19 protein-coding genes and 3 pseudogenes are annotated in these 22,405 nt (G+C 60.0%); 10 read left to right on the top strand and 12 right to left on the bottom strand.

Features of this window, described 5'->3' with window-relative positions; genetic code table 11:
* The 7 genes and pseudogenes from NKH70_RS30835 to tatB form a co-directional block, all read right to left on the bottom strand.
* A pseudogene (locus tag NKH70_RS30835) lies at nt 1-827 on the bottom strand (undecaprenyl-diphosphate phosphatase).
* A gap of 187 nt (nt 828-1,014) precedes the next feature.
* Nucleotides 1,015-2,256 (bottom strand): ABC transporter permease, encoded by a 1,242-nt coding sequence (locus NKH70_RS30830; RefSeq protein ID WP_352508710.1) that lies wholly within the window; start codon nt 2,254-2,256, stop codon nt 1,015-1,017.
* Between the two features lie 88 nt (nt 2,257-2,344).
* Nucleotides 2,345-3,052 (bottom strand): ABC transporter ATP-binding protein, encoded by a 708-nt coding sequence (locus tag NKH70_RS30825; protein ID WP_023680214.1) that lies wholly within the window; start codon nt 3,050-3,052, stop codon nt 2,345-2,347.
* A 6-nt stretch (nt 3,053-3,058) separates the two neighbouring features.
* A complete protein-coding gene (locus NKH70_RS30820; RefSeq protein ID WP_352508732.1) occupies nt 3,059-3,481 on the bottom strand; it encodes a hypothetical protein in 423 nt (140 codons plus the stop codon).
* A gap of 160 nt (nt 3,482-3,641) precedes the next feature.
* Nucleotides 3,642-5,385 (bottom strand): annotated as a pseudogene (locus tag NKH70_RS30815) (alkaline phosphatase).
* A 429-nt stretch (nt 5,386-5,814) separates the two neighbouring features.
* Complete coding sequence (locus NKH70_RS30810) at nt 5,815-6,747, bottom strand: CDP-diacylglycerol diphosphatase (RefSeq protein ID WP_198023650.1); 933 nt, start codon at nt 6,745-6,747, stop codon at nt 5,815-5,817.
* Nucleotides 6,722-7,090, bottom strand: coding sequence for a Sec-independent protein translocase protein TatB (gene tatB, locus NKH70_RS30805; protein ID WP_023680209.1), 369 nt, complete (start codon nt 7,088-7,090; stop codon nt 6,722-6,724). Before tatB ends, NKH70_RS30810 begins: the two co-directional genes overlap by 26 nt.
* 226 nt (nt 7,091-7,316) lie before the next feature.
* Between tatB and NKH70_RS30800 the strand changes: the two genes are divergently transcribed.
* Nucleotides 7,317-7,883, top strand: a complete 567-nt coding sequence (locus NKH70_RS30800; protein WP_352508709.1) for a hypothetical protein — start codon at nt 7,317-7,319, stop codon at nt 7,881-7,883.
* A 270-nt stretch (nt 7,884-8,153) separates the two neighbouring features.
* Nucleotides 8,154-8,483 carry a hypothetical protein gene (locus NKH70_RS30795; RefSeq protein WP_352813638.1) on the top strand — a complete coding sequence of 110 codons (330 nt, stop codon included), beginning with the start codon at nt 8,154-8,156 and terminating at the stop codon, nt 8,481-8,483.
* Nucleotides 8,484-8,607: 124 nt separating this feature from the next.
* On the opposite strand, the gene NKH70_RS30790 is transcribed toward NKH70_RS30795, so the two are convergent.
* A complete protein-coding gene (locus NKH70_RS30790; RefSeq protein ID WP_352495681.1) occupies nt 8,608-9,249 on the bottom strand; it encodes an inorganic diphosphatase in 642 nt (213 codons plus the stop codon).
* A gap of 470 nt (nt 9,250-9,719) precedes the next feature.
* Here NKH70_RS30790 and NKH70_RS30785 point away from each other — a divergent pair, with 470 nt between their 5' ends.
* On the top strand, nt 9,720-11,102 hold the full coding sequence (locus NKH70_RS30785; RefSeq protein ID WP_352508707.1) for a multicopper oxidase family protein: 1,383 nt from the start codon (nt 9,720-9,722) through the stop codon (nt 11,100-11,102).
* Between the two features lie 679 nt (nt 11,103-11,781).
* Here the strand turns inward: NKH70_RS30785 and NKH70_RS30780 are convergent.
* Entirely contained in the window at nt 11,782-12,402 is a 621-nt protein-coding gene (locus NKH70_RS30780) for a transglutaminase-like cysteine peptidase (RefSeq protein ID WP_031213004.1), read from the bottom strand.
* A gap of 230 nt (nt 12,403-12,632) precedes the next feature.
* Between NKH70_RS30780 and NKH70_RS30775 the strand changes: the two are divergent.
* A pseudogene (locus NKH70_RS30775) lies at nt 12,633-13,159 on the top strand (DedA family protein).
* A gap of 241 nt (nt 13,160-13,400) precedes the next feature.
* Here NKH70_RS30775 and NKH70_RS30770 read toward each other — a convergent pair.
* Nucleotides 13,401-14,231, bottom strand: coding sequence for a universal stress protein (locus tag NKH70_RS30770; RefSeq protein WP_023680201.1), 831 nt, complete (start codon nt 14,229-14,231; stop codon nt 13,401-13,403).
* Between the two features lie 468 nt (nt 14,232-14,699).
* Here NKH70_RS30770 and NKH70_RS30765 point away from each other — a divergent pair, with 468 nt between their 5' ends.
* The 3 genes from NKH70_RS30765 (at nt 14,700) to NKH70_RS30755 (ending at nt 16,821) form a co-directional block, all read left to right on the top strand.
* Nucleotides 14,700-14,963: a helix-turn-helix domain-containing protein gene (locus NKH70_RS30765; protein WP_352508349.1), complete on the top strand. Its 264-nt coding sequence runs from the start codon at nt 14,700-14,702 to the stop codon at nt 14,961-14,963.
* A 231-nt stretch (nt 14,964-15,194) separates the two neighbouring features.
* A complete protein-coding gene (locus NKH70_RS30760; protein WP_352508350.1) occupies nt 15,195-15,425 on the top strand; it encodes an IclR family transcriptional regulator in 231 nt (76 codons plus the stop codon).
* Nucleotides 15,426-15,612: 187 nt separating this feature from the next.
* Nucleotides 15,613-16,821, top strand: a complete 1,209-nt coding sequence (locus NKH70_RS30755) for a tetratricopeptide repeat protein (RefSeq protein ID WP_352508351.1) — start codon at nt 15,613-15,615, stop codon at nt 16,819-16,821.
* A gap of 101 nt (nt 16,822-16,922) precedes the next feature.
* Here NKH70_RS30755 and NKH70_RS30750 read toward each other — a convergent pair whose 3' ends face one another.
* Both NKH70_RS30750 and NKH70_RS30745 read right to left on the bottom strand, forming a co-directional pair.
* On the bottom strand, nt 16,923-17,129 hold the full coding sequence (locus tag NKH70_RS30750) for a hypothetical protein (protein ID WP_352491411.1): 207 nt from the start codon (nt 17,127-17,129) through the stop codon (nt 16,923-16,925).
* Between the two features lie 349 nt (nt 17,130-17,478).
* A complete protein-coding gene (locus NKH70_RS30745; protein ID WP_352508352.1) occupies nt 17,479-18,825 on the bottom strand; it encodes a hemolysin family protein in 1,347 nt (448 codons plus the stop codon).
* Between the two features lie 411 nt (nt 18,826-19,236).
* Between NKH70_RS30745 and NKH70_RS30740 the strand changes: the two genes are divergently transcribed.
* From NKH70_RS30740 to NKH70_RS30730, 3 genes are read left to right on the top strand one after another with little or no spacing between them, the layout of a single operon-like run.
* The gene (locus tag NKH70_RS30740) at nt 19,237-19,911 is read left to right on the top strand and encodes a response regulator transcription factor (protein WP_352508353.1); all 675 of its coding nucleotides are present in this window, start codon (nt 19,237-19,239) and stop codon (nt 19,909-19,911) included.
* Nucleotides 19,898-21,304, top strand: a complete 1,407-nt coding sequence (locus NKH70_RS30735; protein ID WP_352508354.1) for a sensor histidine kinase — start codon at nt 19,898-19,900, stop codon at nt 21,302-21,304. Before NKH70_RS30740 ends, NKH70_RS30735 begins: the two co-directional genes overlap by 14 nt.
* Entirely contained in the window at nt 21,301-22,404 is a 1,104-nt protein-coding gene (locus tag NKH70_RS30730; RefSeq protein WP_352452015.1) for an ABC transporter substrate-binding protein, read from the top strand. Before NKH70_RS30735 ends, NKH70_RS30730 begins: the two co-directional genes overlap by 4 nt.
* The last annotated feature ends 1 nt before the right edge of the window (nt 22,405 follow it).

Here is a 22,405-nt window from a genome sequence, read left to right as displayed (position 1 = left end):
TCAGGACGCTGACAGGAGACCGGCGCCAAGAAGCAGAAATATCGAGGCGCCGAGCCCGATCCGATAATAGACGAAGGGTATGTAGCTGCGCGTCGAGACTAGCTTCAGAAAACCCACGATCGCGACATAGCCGACCGCGAAGGACAGCAGGGTGGCCAGCGCGGTCGGACCGGCGCCGACCGGACTGTCTGCCCCCCAACTCGCATAGAGCTGGAAGAAGCCTGAGGCGAGCACGGCAGGTATCGCCAGCAGGAACGAATACCTGGCGGCGGCCTCTCGCGTGTAAGCCATCAGCAGTCCGGCGCTTATAGTGCCTCCCGATCGCGAAACGCCCGGGATGAGGGCCATCGCCTGGGCGGCGCCGAACAGAAAGCCGTCCCGCCAGCCCAGATCGCGCAAAGCCTTGCGCTTGGCGCCCAGCCGGTCGGCGGCCGCGAGAACCAGCGAAGACGATCAAACATGGTTGCCGTGAGATAGAGGTTGCGGGCCGGACCTTCGATCAGGTTCTTCAGCAATAGTCCTAGGATGCCGATCGGCAGGGTTCCTATGATCACCAGCCATCCCATGCGGGCATCCGGGTCCAGCCGTTCACGGCGGCCGGCCAGGGAACGCAGCCATGTGGCGATGATGCAGATAATGTCATGGCGGAAATAGATCAGGGCCGCGATCTCGGTCCCGATCTGCGTAATGGCGGTAAATGCGGCGCCGGGATCGCCGGCCGGTGGCAGGAATTCACCAACGATCCGCAAATGCGCGCTTGAGGAGATCGGAAGAAATTCCGTCAGTCCTTGAACCACTCCTAGGATCGCCGCCTCGCTCCACCCGATTTCAGCCAATTGCACTTCCTTTGCGTCCGTCACGATCTTCCGGCAACCTGAACCGACGACTGTCTTGGGTGTCAATCGCGATAGAGCGTTGGGCATAGGTTTTGTTGGCTTTGACGAAACCGTTTGCAAGGACGAGCAGTTTCCTAATTCGGGCTGCGGTGAGAATTTTTGATGAGCACAAATCGGTTCAGTTTCTGAGTGCCTGCGCCGGCGATTGCCGGTATGCAAGCATCGCCGGCACCAGAGCGATCAGACCCGTGACAGCCAATAACACAAGGGCGGACTGCCAGTCCTCGCTGCGGAACTCGACCGGCAATGTAAAGCCGCTGGCTCCGCTCAAGAGGTGCGCACCCGTCCTGGCGGCCGTGTAGCCCAGCCCGAAGCCGAGAAGCACCCCTGCTGCGATGATTGCGAACGTCTCCAGCCAGACGATTTCAAACACCACCGCGCGCGGCGTCCCGAACGCGCGCAAGGCACCAATCTGCCGGCGCCGCTGCATGACGTGAAGGACCACGACAAGCAGGATCGCGGCGGCGACAAGCGCCTGCGCTCCGCCGGCCACCAAGGAAAGCACGCGTCGCGCATCGCCGAGCGTCCCGTACAGCCTCGTCAGCACCTCGCCCGGGAAGATCGCGACGGTCCGATCGTTGCGGTGCGCCTGTCGCAGCTTATAGGCGTCAGCGACCGTACGCGGTTTCACCACGATGGCTGGCAGGCCGGGTGTGGATGGATCGAGGACGGCCTCCGGATGGATCGGCTGGTCGAACTCGCTTGTCTCTGCGGCCCCTTGGGCGGCAGCCTGCAGGAGCGGCGATCCTGTTCCCGCCCGATCGCGTTCATGAATGTGCCAGACCGCTTCGATCGGAACGATGACGGCTCGGTCCCAGGCGGTACCGGTCGGCCTCAGCCGTCCCACGACCGCGTAGGTGACATCATTGTGCATTGCGGTCGCCTGGCGGACCTGGCCGTGCGCCGGGTGAAAGCGGCTTCCCATGTTCTTCGCCACGGACGCTCCGACAAGCGCTTCGCCGAGCTTCTCGAACGTGCGTCCTTCGGAGACGCCGCCCAGTCCGTCGACCAGCGCTTGCGTCGTGCCGACGATCGGGAAATCCTCGACGAAATCACCGAACCCGACGGGGGCCGCCCAGGCCACACGTTCGTCCCTGATCAGCCCCGCCAGTACATTGCCCGGCATGAGCGTCAAGGGCGCTGCCTGTAGGAACACGGCGGACAGCAGCAATTGGGTCTCGCTGCCGGGCGCGCCGACTACCAGATCGAAGGCGCCCGCCGCACGTGCGCTACCCAACCGAAGCGCCCGCTCGCCGAGCGTGACAGCGACGCCGAGCGCGGTCGCGAGCGCGATGAGCAGCGCCACCGCAGCCACGCCGATCCAGTGTCGCTTCAAGTCCGCAGCGATAAACCGCAACAAGGGTCATTTCCTTCGCGTGAGGGCGGCCGCAGAACCGGCAGTATGGTTACCTCGGCTGATCGGATTCGCGACCGATCGTGCGCGGACGTCAAAGAAACGCCTCATCATGCGTGGCCGCGGGCTTGCCGGTGTCGCTGACGACGGCGCCAGACTCCAGATGGATCACGCGATCGAGGCCTTCGATGAGGCGTTTTTGGTGGCTCGCCACGATCAGCGTCGCACCCGCCTGGTTGGAGAGTCGCAGCAACAGGTCCGCGACAGAGGCCCCAGAATCGGCATCGAGACTGGCTGTCGGTTCGTCGGCCACGATGATTGCCGGCCGCCCGACCAATGCCCGAGCCACCGCGATCCGCTGCATCTGTCCACGAGACATGGTTTCGACCGGCTGATCGGGACGATCTATATCGACCAGCTCGAGCAACTGCATGCCGTCCGCTCTGAAGTCGGTATTCGAACGGAGCCGCGACAGTCGGCTCGGCAACAGCACGTTATCGAGCGCCGAGAGGCCGGGGAACAGGTGGATCTCCTGCATGACAAGGCCGACATGCATAGCGCGCCAACGGTCGCGACCAGCTTCCGAAAGACCGGAAAGATCGGTCTCGCCCCATCGAACCGAACCCTTCCGAACGCGATCGAGCCCGGTGACGACGTTCAGGAAGGTCGTCTTCCCGCACCCGGACGGACCGGTAACGGCAACCTTTTCGGTTGGCGCGATTTCCAGCGCGGACAGAGCCAGCGCAGGCCTGCCAAGACCCTGAAACGACATCTCAAGGTCACGGATCGTCAAACGGAGCATTTGCGGTTAGGCCGTGCGGAAATGCGCATCGACGATTCGAAGCAGGCTGACGAAGCCGGTTTCCGGGTCGGTCCATGAACCGACCTCCAGCCGCCCGCTCACCTCGATCGGGGCATTGGCCTGCTCGAAGGTCTGCGCCTCGTCGAGGTAGATGACCACGATGTTGTCCGGCCAGTCGGCGTCGGAGGAACAGAACGGGCAAAGCGCCATCGGGATTTCCGTGAGCACGAAGAAATTCGCCTCGGCCTTGAGCGGCGGCGCCATGAAGCCTTGCATGGAGACTTCCGCTTCCGCGAGCCCTTTCACCTTGTCCGAAAAGCTGAGCCCGAGAACGCTGATCTTTCCATAGAGCTCATCGAAGCCAAGGGTTGCCGTTGCCGTTGCCGTTGCCGTTGCCGTTGCCGTGGAAGCGGAACTCGCGCCAGTCATCTTGACCAGTGCGACGGCCGAGCCAAGCAGCACCAATTTGCGGCGGGTGATCGGGCGCTGTTTCATAAGCGAAACTTGCTTCCGGCGTTCTGCTCCAGGCGCCGTAGCGTCAGGAGCCATGGCGCGACTTGGTTCATCAAGCCAGATCGGCTAAAGTGCATCAGTTCGTTGCCGGCGCAAGAGCCAGGGTATCGGCAAGCACGCGATAGACGTCGCTCTCTTCCATATAGCCCTTGAATTCCTCGGCGCCAGGGCCGGTCGCCTGGAGCACGACATCGTCAACGGCGTGGACGGCCGTGCCGGCCGTCTTCGGCAGATTGCCGACGCGCAGGACCGCTCCCGGAACGTCCTTGTACTTCTCGTTGGCGATGTACTGCTTCGCCCCGTTCTGCACGGCCGGCTCGAACGGACCATCCAGCTTCGGACGGAAGGTTTCGTAATAGTCGGGAAAGTTGCTGGCGAATATAGCCAGTCGCCGCGTGACGTCCACCTTGTCGGGATAACCGTCGCCGTTCTCGTCGGTGTAGTTCGGGAAGCCCGCATCGGCATAGACGCCGACCTTGTCGCGCATCTCCTCGCCCGGTTTCTGGTCGTCGATGGTACCGATGATCGACACGCCGTGCGTGTGATCGCCCGTGGCGACGATCAGCGTGTCCGGATGCGTCTTGGCGAACTCAATCCCGATGCCGACGGCTTTGTCGAACTCGATGGTCTCGAACAGCGACCGCTCCCAGTCCATCGGATGCGACATCTTGTCGACGGACGCCGCTTCGACCATGAGGAAGAAGCCGTCCTCGTCCTTGGAAAGCTGATCGAGTGCGGTCTGCGTCATCTCGACAAGGCCGGGCTGGTTCGGGAACTTCTCGACGCTGCCCTTCTTGAGGAATTCACGGTCGAGTGTCGTGTCCATGTTGCCGGTGTGGAAAAGGCCGAGGATCTTGCCGGTGTTGGTTCCCTTGGCGGCCACGAGTTCGGTCTTGTCGGTCGCCAATGTGTAACCGGCATCCCTGAACATTGCGATGTAGTCCTTGTCGTCCTTGCGCTTCGAGCCCGGCGTGCTCTGCGGCAGGAAGTAGGCGGAGCCGCCGCCAAGGACGATTTCGGGCTTGACGACGAAGAACATGCCGACAATGTCAGCCTTGTCGGCACGCAGGCGGGTATGGGCGACGACCGCCGCAGGGGTGGCGTCTTCCACCTCGGCGGTTGAGACAACGCCGATCGACTTGTTGCCGGTGCGCCGCAGCGCCTCTGCGATCGTCTCGACCCTGGGGTCGTCAAGGCTGGCCTTGGTGCGATCCGCATAGACGCCGAGCGCGTTGACAGCCGTCTTGTGGCCCGTCATGTAAGCCGACATCGTGTTGGCGCTATCGGTTGAGATCGCATTGGTCGCGGACGTGCCTATGAAGGCCATGTGATCGAGGGTCGTCCATGTTGAGGCGCCCGTTGGCTTTGCCTTCCGTCATGCCCTTCGACATGATGCGGGCGCCGGTGCGATGCGCGACCGAAAGCCCGTCGCCGAGGAAGAAGATGACGTTCTTGGCCTTGGGCGTTGCCGGGGTGCCGAAAACCTGCCAGCTCACCGACTTCATTTCGTCGCTGGCCTTCGCCTCCAGCTTGTAGGTACCAGGCTGCGAAATGCTGGCTGCGCGGATCAACAGCGCCGAAGCGTCGAAATCTTCTTCCTTCTCGAGGAATTCGAATTTCTTGCCCAACACGGTTTCCGCCGGCTGGCCGTTGATCGTAACCGTGACTTGGTCGGCGCTAACGACCTTGTCGAACTCGACCTTCACGTCGAAAGGCGACTGCGCCAGGATCGTGGCCCGATCAAGCGGGTAGACCGTCGCTGCCCCCGCAACGGTGTTCAAGCTTGTTGTTATTGCGAGTGCAGCGATAAGACGGTGCATGGCAGGCTCCGGGTGGGTTCACGGACAATGTTCGGCGATGTCCGTGTCAGCGATGTGACATGGCAGGAAACGCGCGCCGACCAAAAACGACGAATTTGCCACGTGTCGACGTCACAGACCACGAACAAGCGGTCATTATTGCGTCCGAGCGATGACAACCGCGACCCATCTTGCGCGTTTCGAGGCGCATGGTGCGCAGCTCGTCTCGGGCTGTCCCTTCATCGGATCGTCGAAGAGCCGACGTTAGCCGGTGCGGGCCTGCAGATAGGAGAGCATGAGGAACTGCGGGGCGGTCACGCAGCTTTGCTGCGCTGATCGGGTCTTGGATTGTCGTTTGCCATGCCCGGATACCATTCCGCGAAGACTGCTTTGAGACTTCCGTCGAATGTCCGGGTGCGGCTATTGCTTCGCCAGTTGCCTCGTGGGCGCTCAACGCGAGGTGCAGTCGTGATCCAAAAGGCGCTCGGCCGCTGAGCTTTCCCAATTGGTCAGGATGTAAAATCCCGGTCTTGCGCCGGCGAGTTCGGCGCCAACGACGACGACATTTACGTGATGCATGGCGCCCCGGGCCTGCGGCAGGCCGGAAGCGATGATGCCGACTACGTTGGTCGTTTCCAAATCCGGCTTGTCGACTGCCTTGATCCAATAGCGTTTCCCCATCAGAGCCAAAGGGAGAAGCTGCCACGGACCTTCCACCTTCGGCCCCTTCAGGACAAGTTTCTTTTCCACCGACACCGCAACGCAATCGATATGGATGTGGAACTGATCCTGGGATCGCTCAGTCCTGGAATTCACAGCCATGGCGATGGCCGTTCGTGGAAGGTGACGTCCGAGGCTCGCCGAGACCTTGCTTCGTGCTTTCCATGCCCGATTCCAGAGTTGGGAACTGCCCTGCCAACGGACAGACGGGGTTTCAAGGCCGGCAACAGCCGTAAGTGGCGTCAACAGAAACTCGGTCCGGTATCGGGGTGATTTAATGAGAGCTGATCCAGGCACGCCCTGCCTGGGCAGGATCACTTCCTCGCAGGGGAAAGCGCTGCCAAGATGCGCTGCGGCAAGAGCGCAGGTCTGCACAACCTGCCAGAGCGCGTTGCGATGCGCTGAAGCGGAGCCGACGTCGGTGACCGCCGCAGTCAGCAACACGATTGTCAAACAGACCACGGCTGCAGCACGGCAGTGCTGGAACAATGGTAACCTGTGAAGGGATTTTATAGCGAGGGGAATGCCCGAGATGAGGTTTTGAGTCCCGGCGCGCAGTCGGCGAAACCGAAACGGTGAAGGTGGAGCGGCTGGGAGCCTCGCGATGGTTCCGATGGGCGACTGCTCTTCTGCCCGATCACTGGTTTGATGACGTTTCGGCATTAAACCTCGCATCCTTGGCCGTGACCGACGTCAGTTCAGATTCTGCGCCCCGCTCAGCGGCCGGATCGAGATTGCTGTCCTTCCCTACTATGGCCTTGTCAGCGCTTCGCGGCACGTCCTCCATCGCATTCTGAAGCATCGAGCGGGTTTCCTGCAGGTCGAGTTCCTTCTCGGCTTGACGTACGGCGTCGTCAAACTGCTTTCGAAAATCGCCCGCAATCCGATTGAATGTCTTCATCATTGCCCCCGCCGATCGCATGACTTTTGGAAGCTCCTCCGGGCCGAAAACAACCAGCGCCACCACGAAGATAACCAACAGGTGGGTCATGCCAAGTCCGAACATCGGTACGTCCTCTCGCGCATATCGCCGGCAGCGACAACCTCTCCGCGGTTTGCGGCGACCGATCCGGTTGAATGCCTCGACCTACGGCGCCAAATCCAACCATCATACCCTCTCGCCTGAGCCATTCCAGTATGCGGCCGCGGGAATGTCGTTCATACTTCGAGCCATGTGGCACCACTCGTCAACCCGAATATCAGGCGCACGTCTGGTAGGGATATTCGCAACCGTGCTCGCAGCAAGCGGACTCCTCGCTGGAGCCGATGGCACAAGGCCCAGAATATTTGAAGCAGGCGCCTACTCCTTTTCCGACGAACTCGGCGGATTCCGGATCATTGCCGCTTCGGGAGCCGGAACAAGGGCCGATCCCGTCGTGATCACCGAGGAACTCGAGTCGGCAAGCCCGGTAACCCTCACCATACGCGCCATCCGGCCGGTTCAGCCATTCGGTGCCTCCGGCAACTATGCCACCGGGTTCATTTCCCTAAGGATCGTTGCCCTCAACAACAGCGGTCACGCCTGGGTCGAATTCGAGTTCGAGTTGCAGGAGATTCTCAACCAGCCAAGCGATTCCAGCGACGGGCTTTCGTTCGACCAGGCGCGCCGCGAAACGGATGCAATTCGGTCCGATAGTTTCGCCGAATTCAGTCGTGAATTCGAACCTTATGACCATCTTCTGTTCCGGAAAGGCGAGGTCGATCCGCTGAGCACGGTTTCGTTCTCATTCCTGGTGACTGATTTCACGCCGACTGCGCGGTTCTATCTCGTTCAGGACCCGCGCATTCCCTCAACCTGAACGTGTCGCGCATCATCGCGGCCGTTGGTTCGAACAACGCTGCTCGTCATGCATGCCGGCAGTTTGGCAGGTGTCGTTGGGCGCGGCATGCCGATGGATTTGCTGGTCATTTTGGTCGCTTGGCCGTGCCTTTGATTCGGGCCACAAAATACGGACAACAGGGCAAAAACCGACGCGAACGACGATTGAGGATCGTGAGCGCCCGCGGTACGAGTTCTCCGCCGAGTTACTTGTGAAGCGTTCACACTAGCGACAGTTCCGGATCGTGCTATGATCTTGCGCATGAGGACGATCACGGCCTCTTACATTCTGGTTTTCGCGGCGCTCGCTGCAACGCCCGCGCGGGCCGAATGCCAGTGCCTCGCCAACGGCCACATTTTCCATCACGGCGAAATCGCTTGTCTGCAATTGCCGTCAGGTCCTGAACTCGCGCAGTGCGACATGGTTCTCAACATTTCGTCATGGAAAAAAATTCAGGATGGATGCCCCGAGGCGACGGCGCCGTTTGGCTTGCCTGTCAAAGGGGACGAGCAGAAACCAGGCGAAGGCGGAGATAAAGCCAACGATTTGGCTTTATCAACAGCAAACGCCCGGAGCTAAAGCGAAGCGCAGTTCGCGCGCATCCAACAGTGCGACGCGAGCCCAACGCATACCCTAGCGGTGTTCCAACACCGCTAGGAACCAGCCCTATGGATGAGCTTCCTGTTGAGATTCTGCTTTCCTGTCAGTCCTTCTTGTTCCGGTAGCTTTCAATGGCTTTGCCAACCATGTCGATGGCGACGTTGGCGCCACCAAAGCCGTTCAGCTCAACGGCCTTGCGGCCTTCAGGTAGCTGCTTGTAAACTCGAAAGAATGCCTCGATGCGCTGTCGTTCGATGGCCGGAAGATCATCGATGGTCTTGACCCCGTCATATTGCGGATCGATATCCGTAGCCGGCACAGCGATGATCTTGTCATCCGCTTCGCCGCCGTCGACCATGTTGAGCACGCCGATGGCGCGGACTTTGATCAGAGCACCGGGCACAACGGGTTCCCGGGTGAAGACAAGCGCATCCAACGGGTCGCCGTCGCCGCCCAACGAACTGGTAACGGAACCATAGTTGGCCGGATAGACGACCGGCATGGACTGATATCGATCGACGACGACATGGCCTGTCTCGGCATCGATCTCATATTTGGTGAAGCTTCCCGCCGGAATCTCGATAACCGTGTAAAATTCGCTGGTGTCTTTCGGCTGCGGAAAATCGAAAGCTGTGACGAATTCGGCGAAAGCGGGCTGCGTGCCCAGCAGGGCCGCAAGCGCCATGACAGTCGGCAAAGCGCGCATGGTTGTCTCCAGAGGTTGGACGGGCAGGGCGCCCTGCATCCGCCTAGCCACGTATGTGATGGCAGCATTACAGGGTTCCGTTATTGAAATTGGACGACCGTATTTGCACCGATCCTGCGGCGAGCAGAAATGGGCCGAGATAGAGCGCTGACGAGTGATGAGCGTCTATGGGCGTTTGCGTTTATGGGCGTTTAAGAGACGGTGGCCGCTTCAAATGTGCTATTTCAGGCGAGCCCATTTCCGGCAAGGGGATAGCTTGCGTCGTAACTCCTGCCAATCGGGCACGCTACACCCACAACACGCCGTTCGGCGAGAGCTGCCACGTAGACGCCTCGCGGCTCAGTGCGACGTTGTGTGGCAATCATCAAAAAGCAAGTGAAACTCCAACTTCAGTTGAAGTCCTTCGGAGACTACGCCACCTTGACCTTGAATCATTGCCAGGGTTCGAAATTCGTGAACGAAGAGACAACAACACCACGTCCGCTATACTCCACTGAAAGGGCTGCTTCATGTCGGGAATGTCGCGCAGGGGATTCTTGCTGGGCGGCACGGCAGCAGTAGCTGTCGGCGCTGCAGGCGGGCTGATTGCCGGCAGGGCCGTAGCAGCCGATCTGACCTTGCCGGTTTCAGCGATCAGTCGGTCGATTTTGCCCGGCACCGTCACCAAAGGGATGATGAGTTTCGGTGCGGGCGGGCCGCCGCCCACTCTGCGTTTATTGCGAGGTAGGCCGTTTTCCATAGACGTGGTCAATGATCTCGACGAAGCGACGAGTGTGCACTGGCATGGATTGCGCATCGCCAATGCCATGGACGGCGTGCCTTATCTCACCCAGCGTCCCATCGCGGCGGGCGAAAGCTTCCGTTACACTCTGATACCGCCGGATGCCGGCACCTATTGGTATCATCCGCATTGCAACACGCTCGATCAGATGGCCCGCGGTCTGACAGGCATGCTTGTTGTCGAAGATGACGAAGATGCCGGTTTCGACCAGGATTTGCCGCTCAATATACGCGACTTCCGTCTCGGCGAAGACGGCCAGTTCATCGAATTGGTCAAGGCACGCAACGCTGCGCGCGGCGGCACGCTGGGTACGGTCTCGACGGTAAATTGGGAAGTCACCCCGATTTACGATCTGCCGGCGGGCAGCCTTGTGCGCCTGCGTTTGGCAGTCACGGATGTCACCCGTATCGGCACTTATGACCTCGATGGCGGAACGGCCAAAGTGATCGCTCTTGATGCCAACCCGCTGCCGCAGCCTGTTGCGCCTCGGGGCATTGTCATCGCGCCCGGCCAGCGCGCCGATGTCGCCCTCCGCGTGCCTGATGGCGAAGACGAGATCGTCAGCCTGAATCTCAGAACAGCCAAGGGACCTCGCGTTCTCGTCCGATTCCGGCCTATCGGCGCCAGCGCGGGGCGGACGCTTGGCGAACTCAAGCCGCTGCGGCCGAATCGCGTACCGGAGCCGGATCTTGCCGATCCCGAGACAATGGACTTCGTCTTTGGCTGGTCGCCCAATGGTGATGCGCCGGCGCCGGGTGTTTGCGGCACGCTCGGCTACACCTTCTGGTCGATCAACCGCGTCGCCTGGCGAGGGGACGCGCCGGGGCCAGTTGATCCGCTCGCGGCTCTAAAACGAGGCAAAAGCTATGTTCTGCGCCTTCGCAACGAAACGCCGAACGATCATCCGATCCATTTGCACGGCATGTCTTTCCGTCTGCTACGCTCCGACAAGCGCAAAATTGCGTCGCTTGTAACAGATACGGCCCTTCTTAAATCGCAAGAAGTGATGGAAGTGGCGTTGGTCGCTGACAATCCGGGTAATTGGGCATTCCATTGCCACGTCATTGAACATCAGAAGAGCGGCCTGACCGGTTATTTGCGTGTGGAATGACGCGGTCCTCATCCAGGGTTGCGTTGCCGAGGCCGTGAGAGGGTCGAAATTGGGCGAGGCGGAGCGTCCGAGTTCTCGCCGCACTAATGGCGCTACTGCTCACGGGCGCCGGAGCGGCCGGCGACGGGTGCTTATCTGTGCATCTGATCGAGCCTCTGCTGAGTGGCCTCCCGGGCTCGCTCGCCAACGCCGGTTCCCATGCCACCGCGGTCGCGATTGCGTTCGTCATCATCACGGCGCTGTAGCTCATGCTGGGCGATTGGCGCCCGCTCCGGATCGTGCTATGATTTCGCATGAGGACGTTCCATGCCTCTTGCATCCTGGTTTTCGTGGCGCTTGTTGCAACGCCCGCGCGGGCAGAATGTCAGTGCCTCGCCAACGGCCGGACGTTCCATCACGGTGAATTCGCCTGTCTGCGATTGCCGTCTGGACCGGAACTCGCGCAATGCGACATGGTTCTCAACATTTCGTCATGGAAAAAAATTCAGAGCGGCTGCCCGGAGGCGACAGCGCCATTGAGCGTGCTCGTCGAAGGGGGCGAGCAGCAATCAGGCGAAGCCGGACACAAAGCCTTAACAACGACGAACACTCCGACCTAAGACGAAGAGCAGGCTGCGCATCAGCCACAGAGATCTCTTTCGGCAAGGCGTCAACTTTGGGGTGAACTGTTACACTACCGTCACTTGATTGCGCTGACCAGCGGGTTGTCGCCATCGAGGGAGACCCAGCGCCCCGTGTCGGTGCCGGCTTGCCTCTTCAGGAAGCGGTAGCCGGTCTGGTCCCAGCGGCGCACCGTGTCGGTGAGGTTGTCGAGGATGAAGTCGCCCGTGTCGGTACGAACAGTCAGCACTGCATGACCCTCGCCGTCGGGCTTGCGAACAACCGTCATCAGCAGATCCGACACAGGAATGCCGCTGTTTATCAGACGGCGACGCTTTTCCAGCGCATAGTCTTCGCAATCGCCGAAACCACTGTCCGGATAAGCCCAGAATTCGTCCTGTCCGTACTGGTCGAGATCGCTCATCGGCTTGACGTTGTTGTTGACCGTCAGGTTAACGCTCGTAATCTGCCGCCAGAGTTTTCCGGTCATGTGCTCCGGACCATTGTCGCGTGAGCGGATCTCACATTCGGCCCGATGGGATTTGCAGAAATCGTAGTGACCGATCGGCTGCGAGGTAAAGCCACCGATCGGCATCGACTGTGAAGCCGTCGCCGCCGACCACGTGGACATTATCGCAATGATTGCAACGACCGCACCGCCGCCCAACCGAACGCACAACCGCACTCGTGAGGAACTCATCCGACCCGCCCAACCACCTTTGTTAAGAATGAGTTAAGGTCGATCCCGTGGGTTCTGTCAATCAGAGCGGGAGGAAGATCCTTCTGAATGGTTACTCGCGCCGTGTGCGTTGCTCGGCCGCTACACGTCTGCACGATTTCCGTTTCCTGGGCGGCAGGTCTTTGCCAGAGGGACCGATATGGTGAGATGTCAACCGTCGGTCACGCTTGGTGCGAATTGGAAAGTGATGAATGAGCCTCGATGAGGTCACGCAAGCGACGATCGCGTTTATCCGGATGCATGAAGCATGGGGTGTTCCGCTGGTGCTCGTGCTGGCCTTTGGGGAATCGCTGGCGTTCATCTCTCTGTTGTTGCCTGCAACCGTGATCCTGATCGGTGTCGGTTTTCTCATCGGCGAAAGCGGTATCGCATTCTGCCCCTGTGGCTTGCCGCCGCCATTGGGGCGGCATTGGGGGACTGGCTGTCCTTCTGGATCGGCACGCGGTTGGGAAACGGGGTTTCGCACCATTGGCCCCTGTCACGTTATCCAAACCTCATTCCGCGCGGTCACCTGTTCTTCGAGCGATGGGGGGTGGCCGGGGTGTTCTTTGGGCGCTTCTTCGGTCCTTTGCGCGCATCCGTGCCATTGGCGGCGGGCATCTGTAAGATGCCCGCCTTGACGTTTCAGATTGCCAACATCACCTCAGCCTTCGTCTGGGCCACAGGTATTCTGGCTCCCGGCGCCTTCGGCCTCAAATGGCTGCAGGCGTGGATTTGATGGGCACCAAAGGCGGACCGTCATTGTCTGCCTCTGGCAAGGGCAGGAATCAATCGTAGGCGGCGCGAACGGGTATGCTCCCCAGTTCAGTTCGAGTTCGAATTTCGAAGGCGAAACAATCCGCAACTCAAGAGAATTAGGCACGGTTTCGTCTTGAACTCGTAGCTGGTTCCTTTGACGCCGCTGGCGCAACCATAGGAGCCAGCTCGCCGCCGCTACTCGAGGCCAGATTTGCAGATTTCTAGTGCGACAAAAGGACAGGCAGGCGCAGATCGCCCAGAACGCCCTTGGTTGCGCCACCCACGACAAAATCTCTCATCCGGGAATGGCCGTACGCACCCATGACAAGCAGATCGGCGCCCATGCCGACAGCGCGCTCCTGAAGCGTAACGCCAATGGGGCGATCTTCCGCATCGATTGAGACTCCCTCAGCGGGAAGGCCACGCATTCTCAGGCTTAAAGCAAGGCTTTCGCCAATATCGCGCAGCGGCTTTTCGATTGTCACCGTCAGTACGGTTATCTTTGCCGCACATTGCAGAAACTCATACGCGTCGGCAACGGCCCGGGCCGCAACGCGACTCCCATCCCAAGCGATGATAACATGATCGATTGCACCAACATTTGCGCTTTCCGGCAGAATTATGGTCGGTCGGCCCGAACCAAACAGAACCGCGTCAACGGTCATGCGCGCAGTCTGGTTATTTGGCTCCAACCCAATCAAAGCAAAATCGAAATAGCGTGACTTCACTGCCGCAACATCGCTGACAGATGCCGGCTGAACAGCAATCTCCTCGGTTGTCAGGGACGATCCGACACGTGCCGCTTCAGCTTTCAATGCCTCCAGCAAATCGAGCCCGTGCTTGCGGCTGGTCGCTTCTGTCTCCCGGATCATTTCGGGAAGGTTGATCAAGTATCTCGACACCGGGTTGGAAATACCCGGGATATCGACATTGATCGTTAATGCGTGAAGCGCCGCGCCAATGTGCTTGACCACCGCGATTGCGTTTAAGGCGATTTTGGTGGAATTCGCTTCCGGATACGTCACCAGAGGAAGTAAGGCAATCTTATTCATTAAACCTCAGCTCCATGATTTCGGTCGCTGTCGAGCGACCAATGGCCCAACGCGTGTTACACACCTCAAGCCTCCTACTTCAGCCCGCCAAAAAACTCAGACGACCGAGGTTCGCTATCGCCTACCTCGATATTCCAAGGCGATCTTGCGCCGCATCGATTCCGTCCTGAACGGTCGTGGCTATAATGGCAGGCATCGATGACGAGAAATGTCAACAAAGATTAGCCCGTTTGTTGCCATGAGCGCAGTGGCGCCCGCAAGCATTGTTTTGACAGTAGCGGCAGCCGAGGATGTGGCGGAAACTCCGCTGTTCACGATCCGCGCCGGGGACCATCGGGGTTTGACATCTGGGGATCCGCGTTCTGCGATCATCCTTCCTGAATCCGGATACCGGCCAAACCTGGATGCCTAGCGAAGCTGTAACGCAGCCTGGCGCAACCGACGCGCCAGTGTTGTGGTCCCTACATTATGTCCGGCAGGCTCCAAGCAGACACAAGAGCGGGAGGGGTTGAAGCTGTCGATCGCGCGCTTTCGATCCTCGGGTGCTTCACAGAGCGCGACGAAGGTTTAAGCTTGGCCGAGATTTCTTCTAGAACAGGCCTCTACAAAAGCACGATCCTTCGGTTAACGGAATCCCTTGTCCGGAGTGGCTACATTGTTCGCATGGCGGACAAGCGCTTTGCTGCCGGCCCTACGCCGATGATATTGGGCTCATTCTACCGTCGTTTTTAGATGGAGGCCTTCGTTCGGCCTCTCCTTTTGAGCCTTGTTGAACAGGCGAATGAAAGCGCATCGTTTTTTCGAAAGGAGGGAAATCGCAGCATTTGCCTGTTTCGTGCAGACTGTCGCCATTTGATCCGGGATCAAATCCGAGAGGGCGATGTGCTTTCGCTTGACCATCATGCAGCTGGCCAAGTGCTTGCTCGGTTTAGTCTCGCTAAGCCTAGAATGCGAATAGCTCTTATGGCGAAGATTCCGTTTGTATCGCTCGGGGAGGGAGATTCTGAAACAGCGACGATGGCCGTACCGGTTTTTTCAGGCAGCGAGGGCTTGGCCGGAGCGCTGGCTGTTTCTGGACCGCTGACCAGATTTACACCGGAAAAGCTGGTCAACATGAGACCGCTTTTGCTGGAATTTGACGAACGCCTATCGACATCCCTTGCGAGTAGCCAATATTTACAAGCGCGCTCATAGAATGGTCGTCACTAGAGCGTGTGTGCCCAAGGGCACGGGAGCAGCAGTTGGGGCGGATTGTGGCCTTCTTGCCTTTGAAAGCGGTTAAGCGTGATGACAAGCGAGGCTCCAAATCGGCTACTCTGCTCGATTCATGGCAAGCGGCCCCGCCAAACATAATTGGAATCGACATCGGGCGCTTGAGGACATGACTGCCAGTGAGCGTCCGAGCAACAACGCGCACAATCAAAGCGATAGTGGCGATCTGATCCGCCGGGCGGTGGCTGCTTTCAATTCCGGTAATCACGACCAAGCGATGCATCTGTGCGCATTCGGCCTGGGGCAGCACCCGGGCGATCCAGCGCTTTGCCATCTTCTGGCGGCGGTCCTGTTCGCAAGGGCAGACATGCCGGGGGCTCGTGCGCGCATCGAAGCGAGCCTTGCCGTTCGCCCGGACAATGTGCCTGCCTTGATTCTGGCATGCAGGATTGCCCGGGCCGAAGGCAGGTTTGAAGCGGCGTTGCAACAGCTGGATCGCGCAGCCAAGCTATCATTGCAGGCGGAAATCCTCATCGAGCGAGCACGTACCCTTGATCAGGCAGGCGACGCCCCGGCCGCGCGCGAATGCTGGACACTTGTCTTGCAGCGGGATCCGAAATCCCAGGAGGCAGCGGCGCGCCTCGGGCGCCTTGCCTGGCAACGCGGTGCGCCTGCCGAAGCGGAGGGCTTCCTCGAACGCGCTGTCGCCGGCGGTGGGCATCCGGCTGCGTGGTTTGACCTCGGGCTGGTGCGTCAGGACATGCGCAAGTTCGGCAGCGCCGCTCAAGCCTATCGGCGGGTGCTGAAGATGAGCCCGGACGCCCGGGAAGCTGCCGTCAATCTGGGTGTCGTCCTGCAGGAAGTCGGCGACCTCGACGGGCCATGGCTGCGTATTCGATTGCCTACAGTCTGCGCCCATCCACGTTCGGCGTCATCGCCATGGCACTCACATCGGCGTCCAGCGGCCGGCTATGGCTTGATGAGGAAGCGCTGCGTCGCTCACTCGCTGGTGGAGCGTCCCCGCCTGGCGCGAAACCGCTTGCGGTACACACCGGGCGTTGACAGGACATCGGCGACCGTCTGCGCATACGATGCCTGCCGCTTTTCATCGAACACCTCGTATTCCAGCTGCGGCTCAACCCGTGGAACCGCAAAGCACTGCGCGACCGGGGTTCCTTTCCTGAGCAAGCCGGAAAACTCGGGCTCAGTCCAGACCGCCGGGAAATTAATGCCCCCATCGTTGAACCGGTCGGAATCCACCAGGCCCGTCACCAGCCTGAAGGGCAGATCGTCGCGATTGACCGGATGCGTCGCGAACAGCGACCAGCCGTCCTCGACCTGTATGGTCCACAAGCTGTTGAATTTGAGGGCGGCTTGACCGGGAGTGGCAAACGGGCTGCCTGCGAGTTGCCCCGGCGTGTGGAAGCTCAAAGGCGCTCGGGGGTGGTTCCCGGTGACCGGGTCCGGAATCTGCCAGTCCTAGGAAAAGGTCCCTTTGTCGGCGATGACGTCGCACGGCAGGAGGATCATGAAGCCATAGGTCATCGCATCGATAACGGGCGGGCACTGCTTGAGCGTGCGAATGTCGCGGCCGTGGATCGCCGAAAAGGAAGTAGCGGGCATTGTGCGCAGCCAATCCGGCAACGCGCCGCGCGCGAGGATCGGGCGTGGCAAATGCTCGACCAACATTGGATCACATCGGAAAATGACACGCATCGTCGCCTCCCGGCATTGCGATACCACGATTGCCGATCACACTCCAAGCGGCGATAAGGCAAGGGCAATGCTCCGTTGACACTTTGGACAAGTTGGCGAGTTTTTTTAATACAGGCGAAACCCATCCGTCCGCTAGCCCAAGCCGTTCCAAAGGCCATCAGGGAAGGGAGCCACGCAGGCAACCAACTGCCGCGTCATCATGACTAACGGCAGAATCACCACCACGACTGCCGGGTTTGCGGGATAAAGCAAGGGCGCCGCCGAGCAACCACGCAAAAATGAAAATGACGACGCCTGTCTTGCAGGAATCCGGGCATTCTTACTCCGATGTTTCTTGCCGCCCCGTGGGAGAGTTCCTTCGTGCGAGCAGTTTGTCGATCCGCCGGCCATCCATGTCCACGATCTCGAAGTGCCAGCCGCCATAATCAAAATGTTCCCCGACCTCAGGCAGATGCCCTAGTCGAAACAGGGCAAATCCTGCGATCGTATGGAAGTCGCCTTCAGTTGGCCGTGCTCGAAAACCAAGGCGATCGAAGGCGTCCTGGGCCGACATCATACCATCCACGAGAAGGGAGCCGTCTTCACGCTCGACGATATCCGGCTCTTCGCCTTCGATGTTGGGCAGGTCGCCGGCGATGGCTTCGAGCAAATCGGTCTGGGTAACAATTCCTTCCAGACTTCCGTACTCGTCGAGGACCATTGCTATGCGGACGGGCGCCTTCCTGAACTGCTCCAGCACTTTGAAAATCGGCGTTGATTCATGAACGACGAGCGGCTCACGGATGATCGCCATCGGATCGAGAACCTGCCCGTCAAGAACCTGGTCGAGCATGTCCTTCTTCAGAACCATGCCGAGCAGTTCATCGATACCGCCCTTGCCAACAAGGAGCTGCTCATGGCGGCAATCGCGGATCGTACGAAGAGTCTCGGTTCGGTCATCATTCACGTCGATCCAGTCGATATCCGGCCGAGGCGTCATAATGTCACTGATGCGGCGCTCGCCGATATTGAAGACCCGCTCGACCATCTCCCGCTGCGCCTGCTGCAACAGGCCGCCTTCCTGACTGGCCGAGATCAGAAGCTTCAGCTCGTCTGGCGAGTGCAATGAATCCTCACCGGTTCCCGGGCGCAGGCCGCAGAGTCGCAGAACGAGGTTGCCGAGACCATTCAGCATTAGAATCGCCGGCCTGAGCAGAAAGAGGAACAGACCGAGCGGACGCACGACCCAGAGCGCAGTGTCTTCGCTGCGCTGGAGCGCCAGACTCTTTGGTGCGAGCTCGCCAAGCACGATGTGAAGCGCGGTGATGATGATGAAAGCGATCGCGACGGCGACAGTGTGTGAGCCCGCAGTCGCCAACGACCCGAGCAGCCCGATCAAGAGAGGCTCGACGAGATGCGCGAGAGCAGGTTCGCCGATCCAGCCGAGTGCCAGCGATGAAATGGTGATGCCGAGCTGGGTCGCCGCCAGATTGGCATCGAGATTGTCGACGGCCCGCTGGAGCGCTGCCGCGTTCAGCCGCCCAGCCGCAGCGAGTTCGGCAACTCGGCTTCGGCGCACGGCGACCAGGGAAAACTCGGCGGCGACAAAGAAGCCGTTTGCGGCCACGAGTAGGAGAACCGACAAGATTCCAAGAATGTCGCTCAAACTGCCATCGCCTGTCGGCATGATATCCTCTTAATGACGCAATTGGATACTTCTCTGAAGCGCAAATGATGGCATTGCGCAATCGCTATCAGCATACGATCGCCAGAAGCATAATCCCCTGATGGCGATGGTGGTGCATCTACTAGCGACTGATCACGGTGTGGTCGAATACGTTGAATGCGGCAAAGTGCGTGGTCCAGCCTGGCTTGCAGCGCGGGTCATGTACCGACGCGCCCCGTTCTTGGCGTGGATGCGCAGATCACATGAAGGCAGACGCCATCACGCAGCCCGTCGATAAAGCTCAAATGATTGGGCTTGAACTGCTGACGGTAACAGGGCTGAAGCCAACGCGGGATCTGCAGATGATGTCAAGCGCCTCTCCGCAAAGAGGTGACGCTTGATAGGCGGCTGCTTCCGTGCAAATGCTCCGGCATGCGAATTCTCCTCGTCGAAGACACGCGCGACGTTGGCGAGGCTATCAGCCGCCGCTTCGAAATGATCGGCCACGCAGTCGATTGGGAGACGGACGGCCGTGCTGCCGCAGAAATCCTCGATTTCACCTGCTACGATCTCGTCATCCTCGACGTCATGCTGCCCAGCCTCGACGGGTTCGAAATCGTTCGACGGCTCCGGCAGACAAGGAATACGACCCCGGTTCTGATGTTGACGGCCCGTTCCGAGATAGAGGACCGCGTTGGCGCGCTTGATCTCGGCGCCGACGACTATCTGGTCAAACCGTTCGATTTCCGGGAATTGGAAGCGCGCGCCCGTGTTCTGCTCCGGCGGAAAAGCGGCGAGGCGACCAACATCGTACAGTGTGGCGATGTCGTGCTCGACCGCGGCAGCCGCTCAGTCCGAGTAGGCAGGCGCGAGGTGCAATTGAAACGACGCGAGATGACGTTGCTTGAGATACTGGCGTCGCGGCCAGGCCGCGTCTTCAGCAAAGATGAACTTATCGATCAGCTTTTCGGGTTTGACGAGCCGGCCAATCAGAACGCGATCGAACTTTATGTCGGGCGGCTGCGCAAGAAGCTGGAAGGCGCCAAGGCGCAGATCGTTACCGTGCGGGGCGTGGGATATCAGCTGGCTTCCGATGATACCGGCTGAGCCTTCCCTTTTCACGCGCCTGGCGGTCCGCATCTCGCTGGTGCTGGGCCTGGGTGCGGCTCTTCTGGTGAGTGCGGCGTCGTACTACGCACGTACCGCCGCCGATGGCGCCTATGACCGGCTTCTGCTTGGTGCGGCCATCCAGATGGCAGACAGCCTTACGGTTGAATCCGGTTCGCTCATCATCAACCTGCCGGTATCAGCTTTTGAACTCCTGGGCCTCGCCAGCCGCGATCGCATCTTCTATCGCGTGATCGGCCCTTCCGGCGCGACGCTGACAGGTTATGCCGATCTGCAAACAGAAGTTGATCTGGCCGCAATACACGATGTCCCGGTATTGGAATCGGCGCATTATCGCGGCGAACCGGTTCGGATTGCGGTGGTGGCGCGCGCACTGTCCGATCCAGCCGTATCGGGTTGGGCGCATGTCATCGTTGGGCAGACCACGGAAGCCCGCCGCGCGCTCGCGGGTGAATTGACTCTCAGGGCGACCGTCCTCCTGGCGATCATGAGCATATTGGCTTTAGCTGGAGCGATGATTGCTATTCGCTATTCTCTGCAACCGGTCAAGCATCTCGGAGCGACGCTCCGCCGTCGCGATCCACAAGACCTGACGCCGGTAACGGTCGTCGTACCGAGAGAATTGCGGCCCTTCGTTACTTCCATCAATTATTTCATGAGTCGGCTCGACGAGCGCGTGAAACTCCTGCAGCGCTTCATCGCCGACGCGGCGCACCAGATCAGAACGCCGCTGACAGCGCTAACGGCGCAGCTCGATCTGTTGAGTCAAGCCAAGCTGGACAAGTCGAGCCGCCAGCATCTCGATCGCGTACAGCAGCGCGCCAGCGAACTTGCGCGCCTGACCAACCAGTTGCTCAGCCACGCCATGGTCATCCATCGTGCCGATTCCGTGCAGCTTCAGCCGCACGGTCTGGCAGATGTCGCACGGCGCGCTTTCCGTGCGGCGGTTCCGATAACTATCGATCCGGACATTATCGTCTCCTTCGAGGCGCCTGACGACGAGCCGGTCGTGCTTGCGGACGCCGTCAGCCTTCGCGAAGCGATCGTCAATATCATCGACAATGCCTTGCGCCATGGAGTGGTGTCGCGCCTTGAGGTCAGAGTACGCAGCGACGGTACGCGTGCCCATCTCGAGGTCGAAGATGACGGACCGGGCATTCCGCCGGGCGAGTGGGAGCGGGTCACGCAGCGCTTCGAAACGTCCAAATCTCATGACGGCAGCGCAGGTCTTGGTTTCGCCATCGCGTCGGAGGTTGCGGCGGCTCACGGTGGCGCGCTGACCTTTCGCGAGACAAGCAAGGATGGCGGGAAGGGCACGCAAGGGTTCACCGTCACCTTGACGTTGCCCATCGCCACGGAGAAGACCGGATGATAACGGGAACATTGCCGACATTCGGTTTGATGGCTGCCGTCCTCCTATGCATCGGTCACGCGGCAAGAGCTGCTGAAGGAAGCAGCGCATTTTTCCCTTCGTCTCAGCCGGAGAAGGACCGACTGTCGATCCACGCCGCGACCGATCTGGCGGCTATGGAACCACTGATCCGGGATTTTCAGTCCGTTTTCCCCAACGTGGCAGTCGAGTATGTTGAATATGTCACCAACGACTTGCAAAGGAGTGCCAGTGAAGCCTGTCGGACGGACGCGGTGCTGGGCGACATCTTGTTGTCTCCGTCGGTCGACCAACTCGTGAAGCTCGCCAATGACGGCTGCGCGGCGCCGCACGTGTCGGCCGAAACCGCGCATGTCGCCAATTGGGCAAACTGGCGCGACGAGGTATTCGGCTTTACCTACGAACCGGCCGTCTTCGTCTATAACGCCCGCCTCGTGCCGTCCGGCGACGTACCGCGCACCCACATCGAACTCGCCGATCTTCTCAGGCGGCGGATCGATTTTTATCGCGGACGGGTCGGAACGTTCGACATCCGACTTTCGGGCATCGGCTACCTATTGGCGTTCAGTGATGCGCGGCAGACGACGGCGGTCTACGGTCGGCTTCTGGAAAGCATGAGCCGAGCGGAAACTGTGGTGCGTTGTTGCACCGCGGAGACCCTTCAGGACGTTGCAAACGGGAGCCTATATATAGGCTACAATATGATCGGGTCATATGCCTACGCCGCGGCCAGGGGCAATTCCGATTTGAGGGTCGTTGTCCCGCGGGACTATGCGCTGATACTCAGTCGTGGCGCGCTCATTCCGAAGACGGCGCCGAATATGGGCGTTGCCAAACGATTTCTCGACTACCTTCTGTCAGCCCGGGGACAGAAGGTTGCCAGGGATAGCGCCTTCTTCTTTGCCGAGAACGGGCAATTGCCTGAGGGAGCGGACGGCCCGGAAAAACTTGGGGAGTCTGGTATCGCGCGCGCCATACGCATCGGCCCTGCGTTACTTGCCGTACAGGACGAGGCGTTGCGCCGCCGCTTCATCGAGGATTGGAGCAAGTCCATGATCGATGCGCAGGGCCAGCGACCGTGAC

The sequence above is a fragment of the Mesorhizobium sp. M0991 genome (genome assembly GCF_040318915.1).
Lineage (GTDB): Bacteria > Pseudomonadota > Alphaproteobacteria > Rhizobiales > Rhizobiaceae > Mesorhizobium.
This window is presented reverse-complemented; position numbering and strand designations above follow the sequence as displayed.

Bases quoted from the DNA above. Each gene is read 5' to 3' on its own strand.
- NKH70_RS30825 (WP_023680214.1), bottom strand. From the start codon at position 3,052: ATGCTCCGTTTGACGATCCGTGACCTTGAGATGTCGTTTCAGGGTCTT.
- NKH70_RS30820 (WP_352508732.1), bottom strand. From the start codon at position 3,481: ATGACTGGCGCGAGTTCCGCTTCCACGGCAACGGCAACGGCAACGGCA.
- NKH70_RS30810 (WP_198023650.1), bottom strand. From the start codon at position 6,747: ATGCCGAAACGTCATCAAACCAGTGATCGGGCAGAAGAGCAGTCGCCC.
- tatB (WP_023680209.1), bottom strand. From the start codon at position 7,090: ATGTTCGGACTTGGCATGACCCACCTGTTGGTTATCTTCGTGGTGGCG.
- NKH70_RS30795 (WP_352813638.1), top strand. From the start codon at position 8,154: ATGATCTTGCGCATGAGGACGATCACGGCCTCTTACATTCTGGTTTTC.
- NKH70_RS30790 (WP_352495681.1), bottom strand. From the start codon at position 9,249: ATGCAGGGCGCCCTGCCCGTCCAACCTCTGGAGACAACCATGCGCGCT.
- NKH70_RS30785 (WP_352508707.1), top strand. From the start codon at position 9,720: ATGTCGGGAATGTCGCGCAGGGGATTCTTGCTGGGCGGCACGGCAGCA.
- NKH70_RS30780 (WP_031213004.1), bottom strand. From the start codon at position 12,402: ATGAGTTCCTCACGAGTGCGGTTGTGCGTTCGGTTGGGCGGCGGTGCG.
- NKH70_RS30770 (WP_023680201.1), bottom strand. From the start codon at position 14,231: ATGAATAAGATTGCCTTACTTCCTCTGGTGACGTATCCGGAAGCGAAT.
- NKH70_RS30765 (WP_352508349.1), top strand. From the start codon at position 14,700: ATGTCCGGCAGGCTCCAAGCAGACACAAGAGCGGGAGGGGTTGAAGCT.
- NKH70_RS30760 (WP_352508350.1), top strand. From the start codon at position 15,195: ATGGCGAAGATTCCGTTTGTATCGCTCGGGGAGGGAGATTCTGAAACA.
- NKH70_RS30755 (WP_352508351.1), top strand. From the start codon at position 15,613: ATGACTGCCAGTGAGCGTCCGAGCAACAACGCGCACAATCAAAGCGAT.
- NKH70_RS30745 (WP_352508352.1), bottom strand. From the start codon at position 18,825: ATGCCGACAGGCGATGGCAGTTTGAGCGACATTCTTGGAATCTTGTCG.
- NKH70_RS30740 (WP_352508353.1), top strand. From the start codon at position 19,237: ATGCGAATTCTCCTCGTCGAAGACACGCGCGACGTTGGCGAGGCTATC.
- NKH70_RS30735 (WP_352508354.1), top strand. From the start codon at position 19,898: ATGATACCGGCTGAGCCTTCCCTTTTCACGCGCCTGGCGGTCCGCATC.
- NKH70_RS30730 (WP_352452015.1), top strand. From the start codon at position 21,301: ATGATAACGGGAACATTGCCGACATTCGGTTTGATGGCTGCCGTCCTC.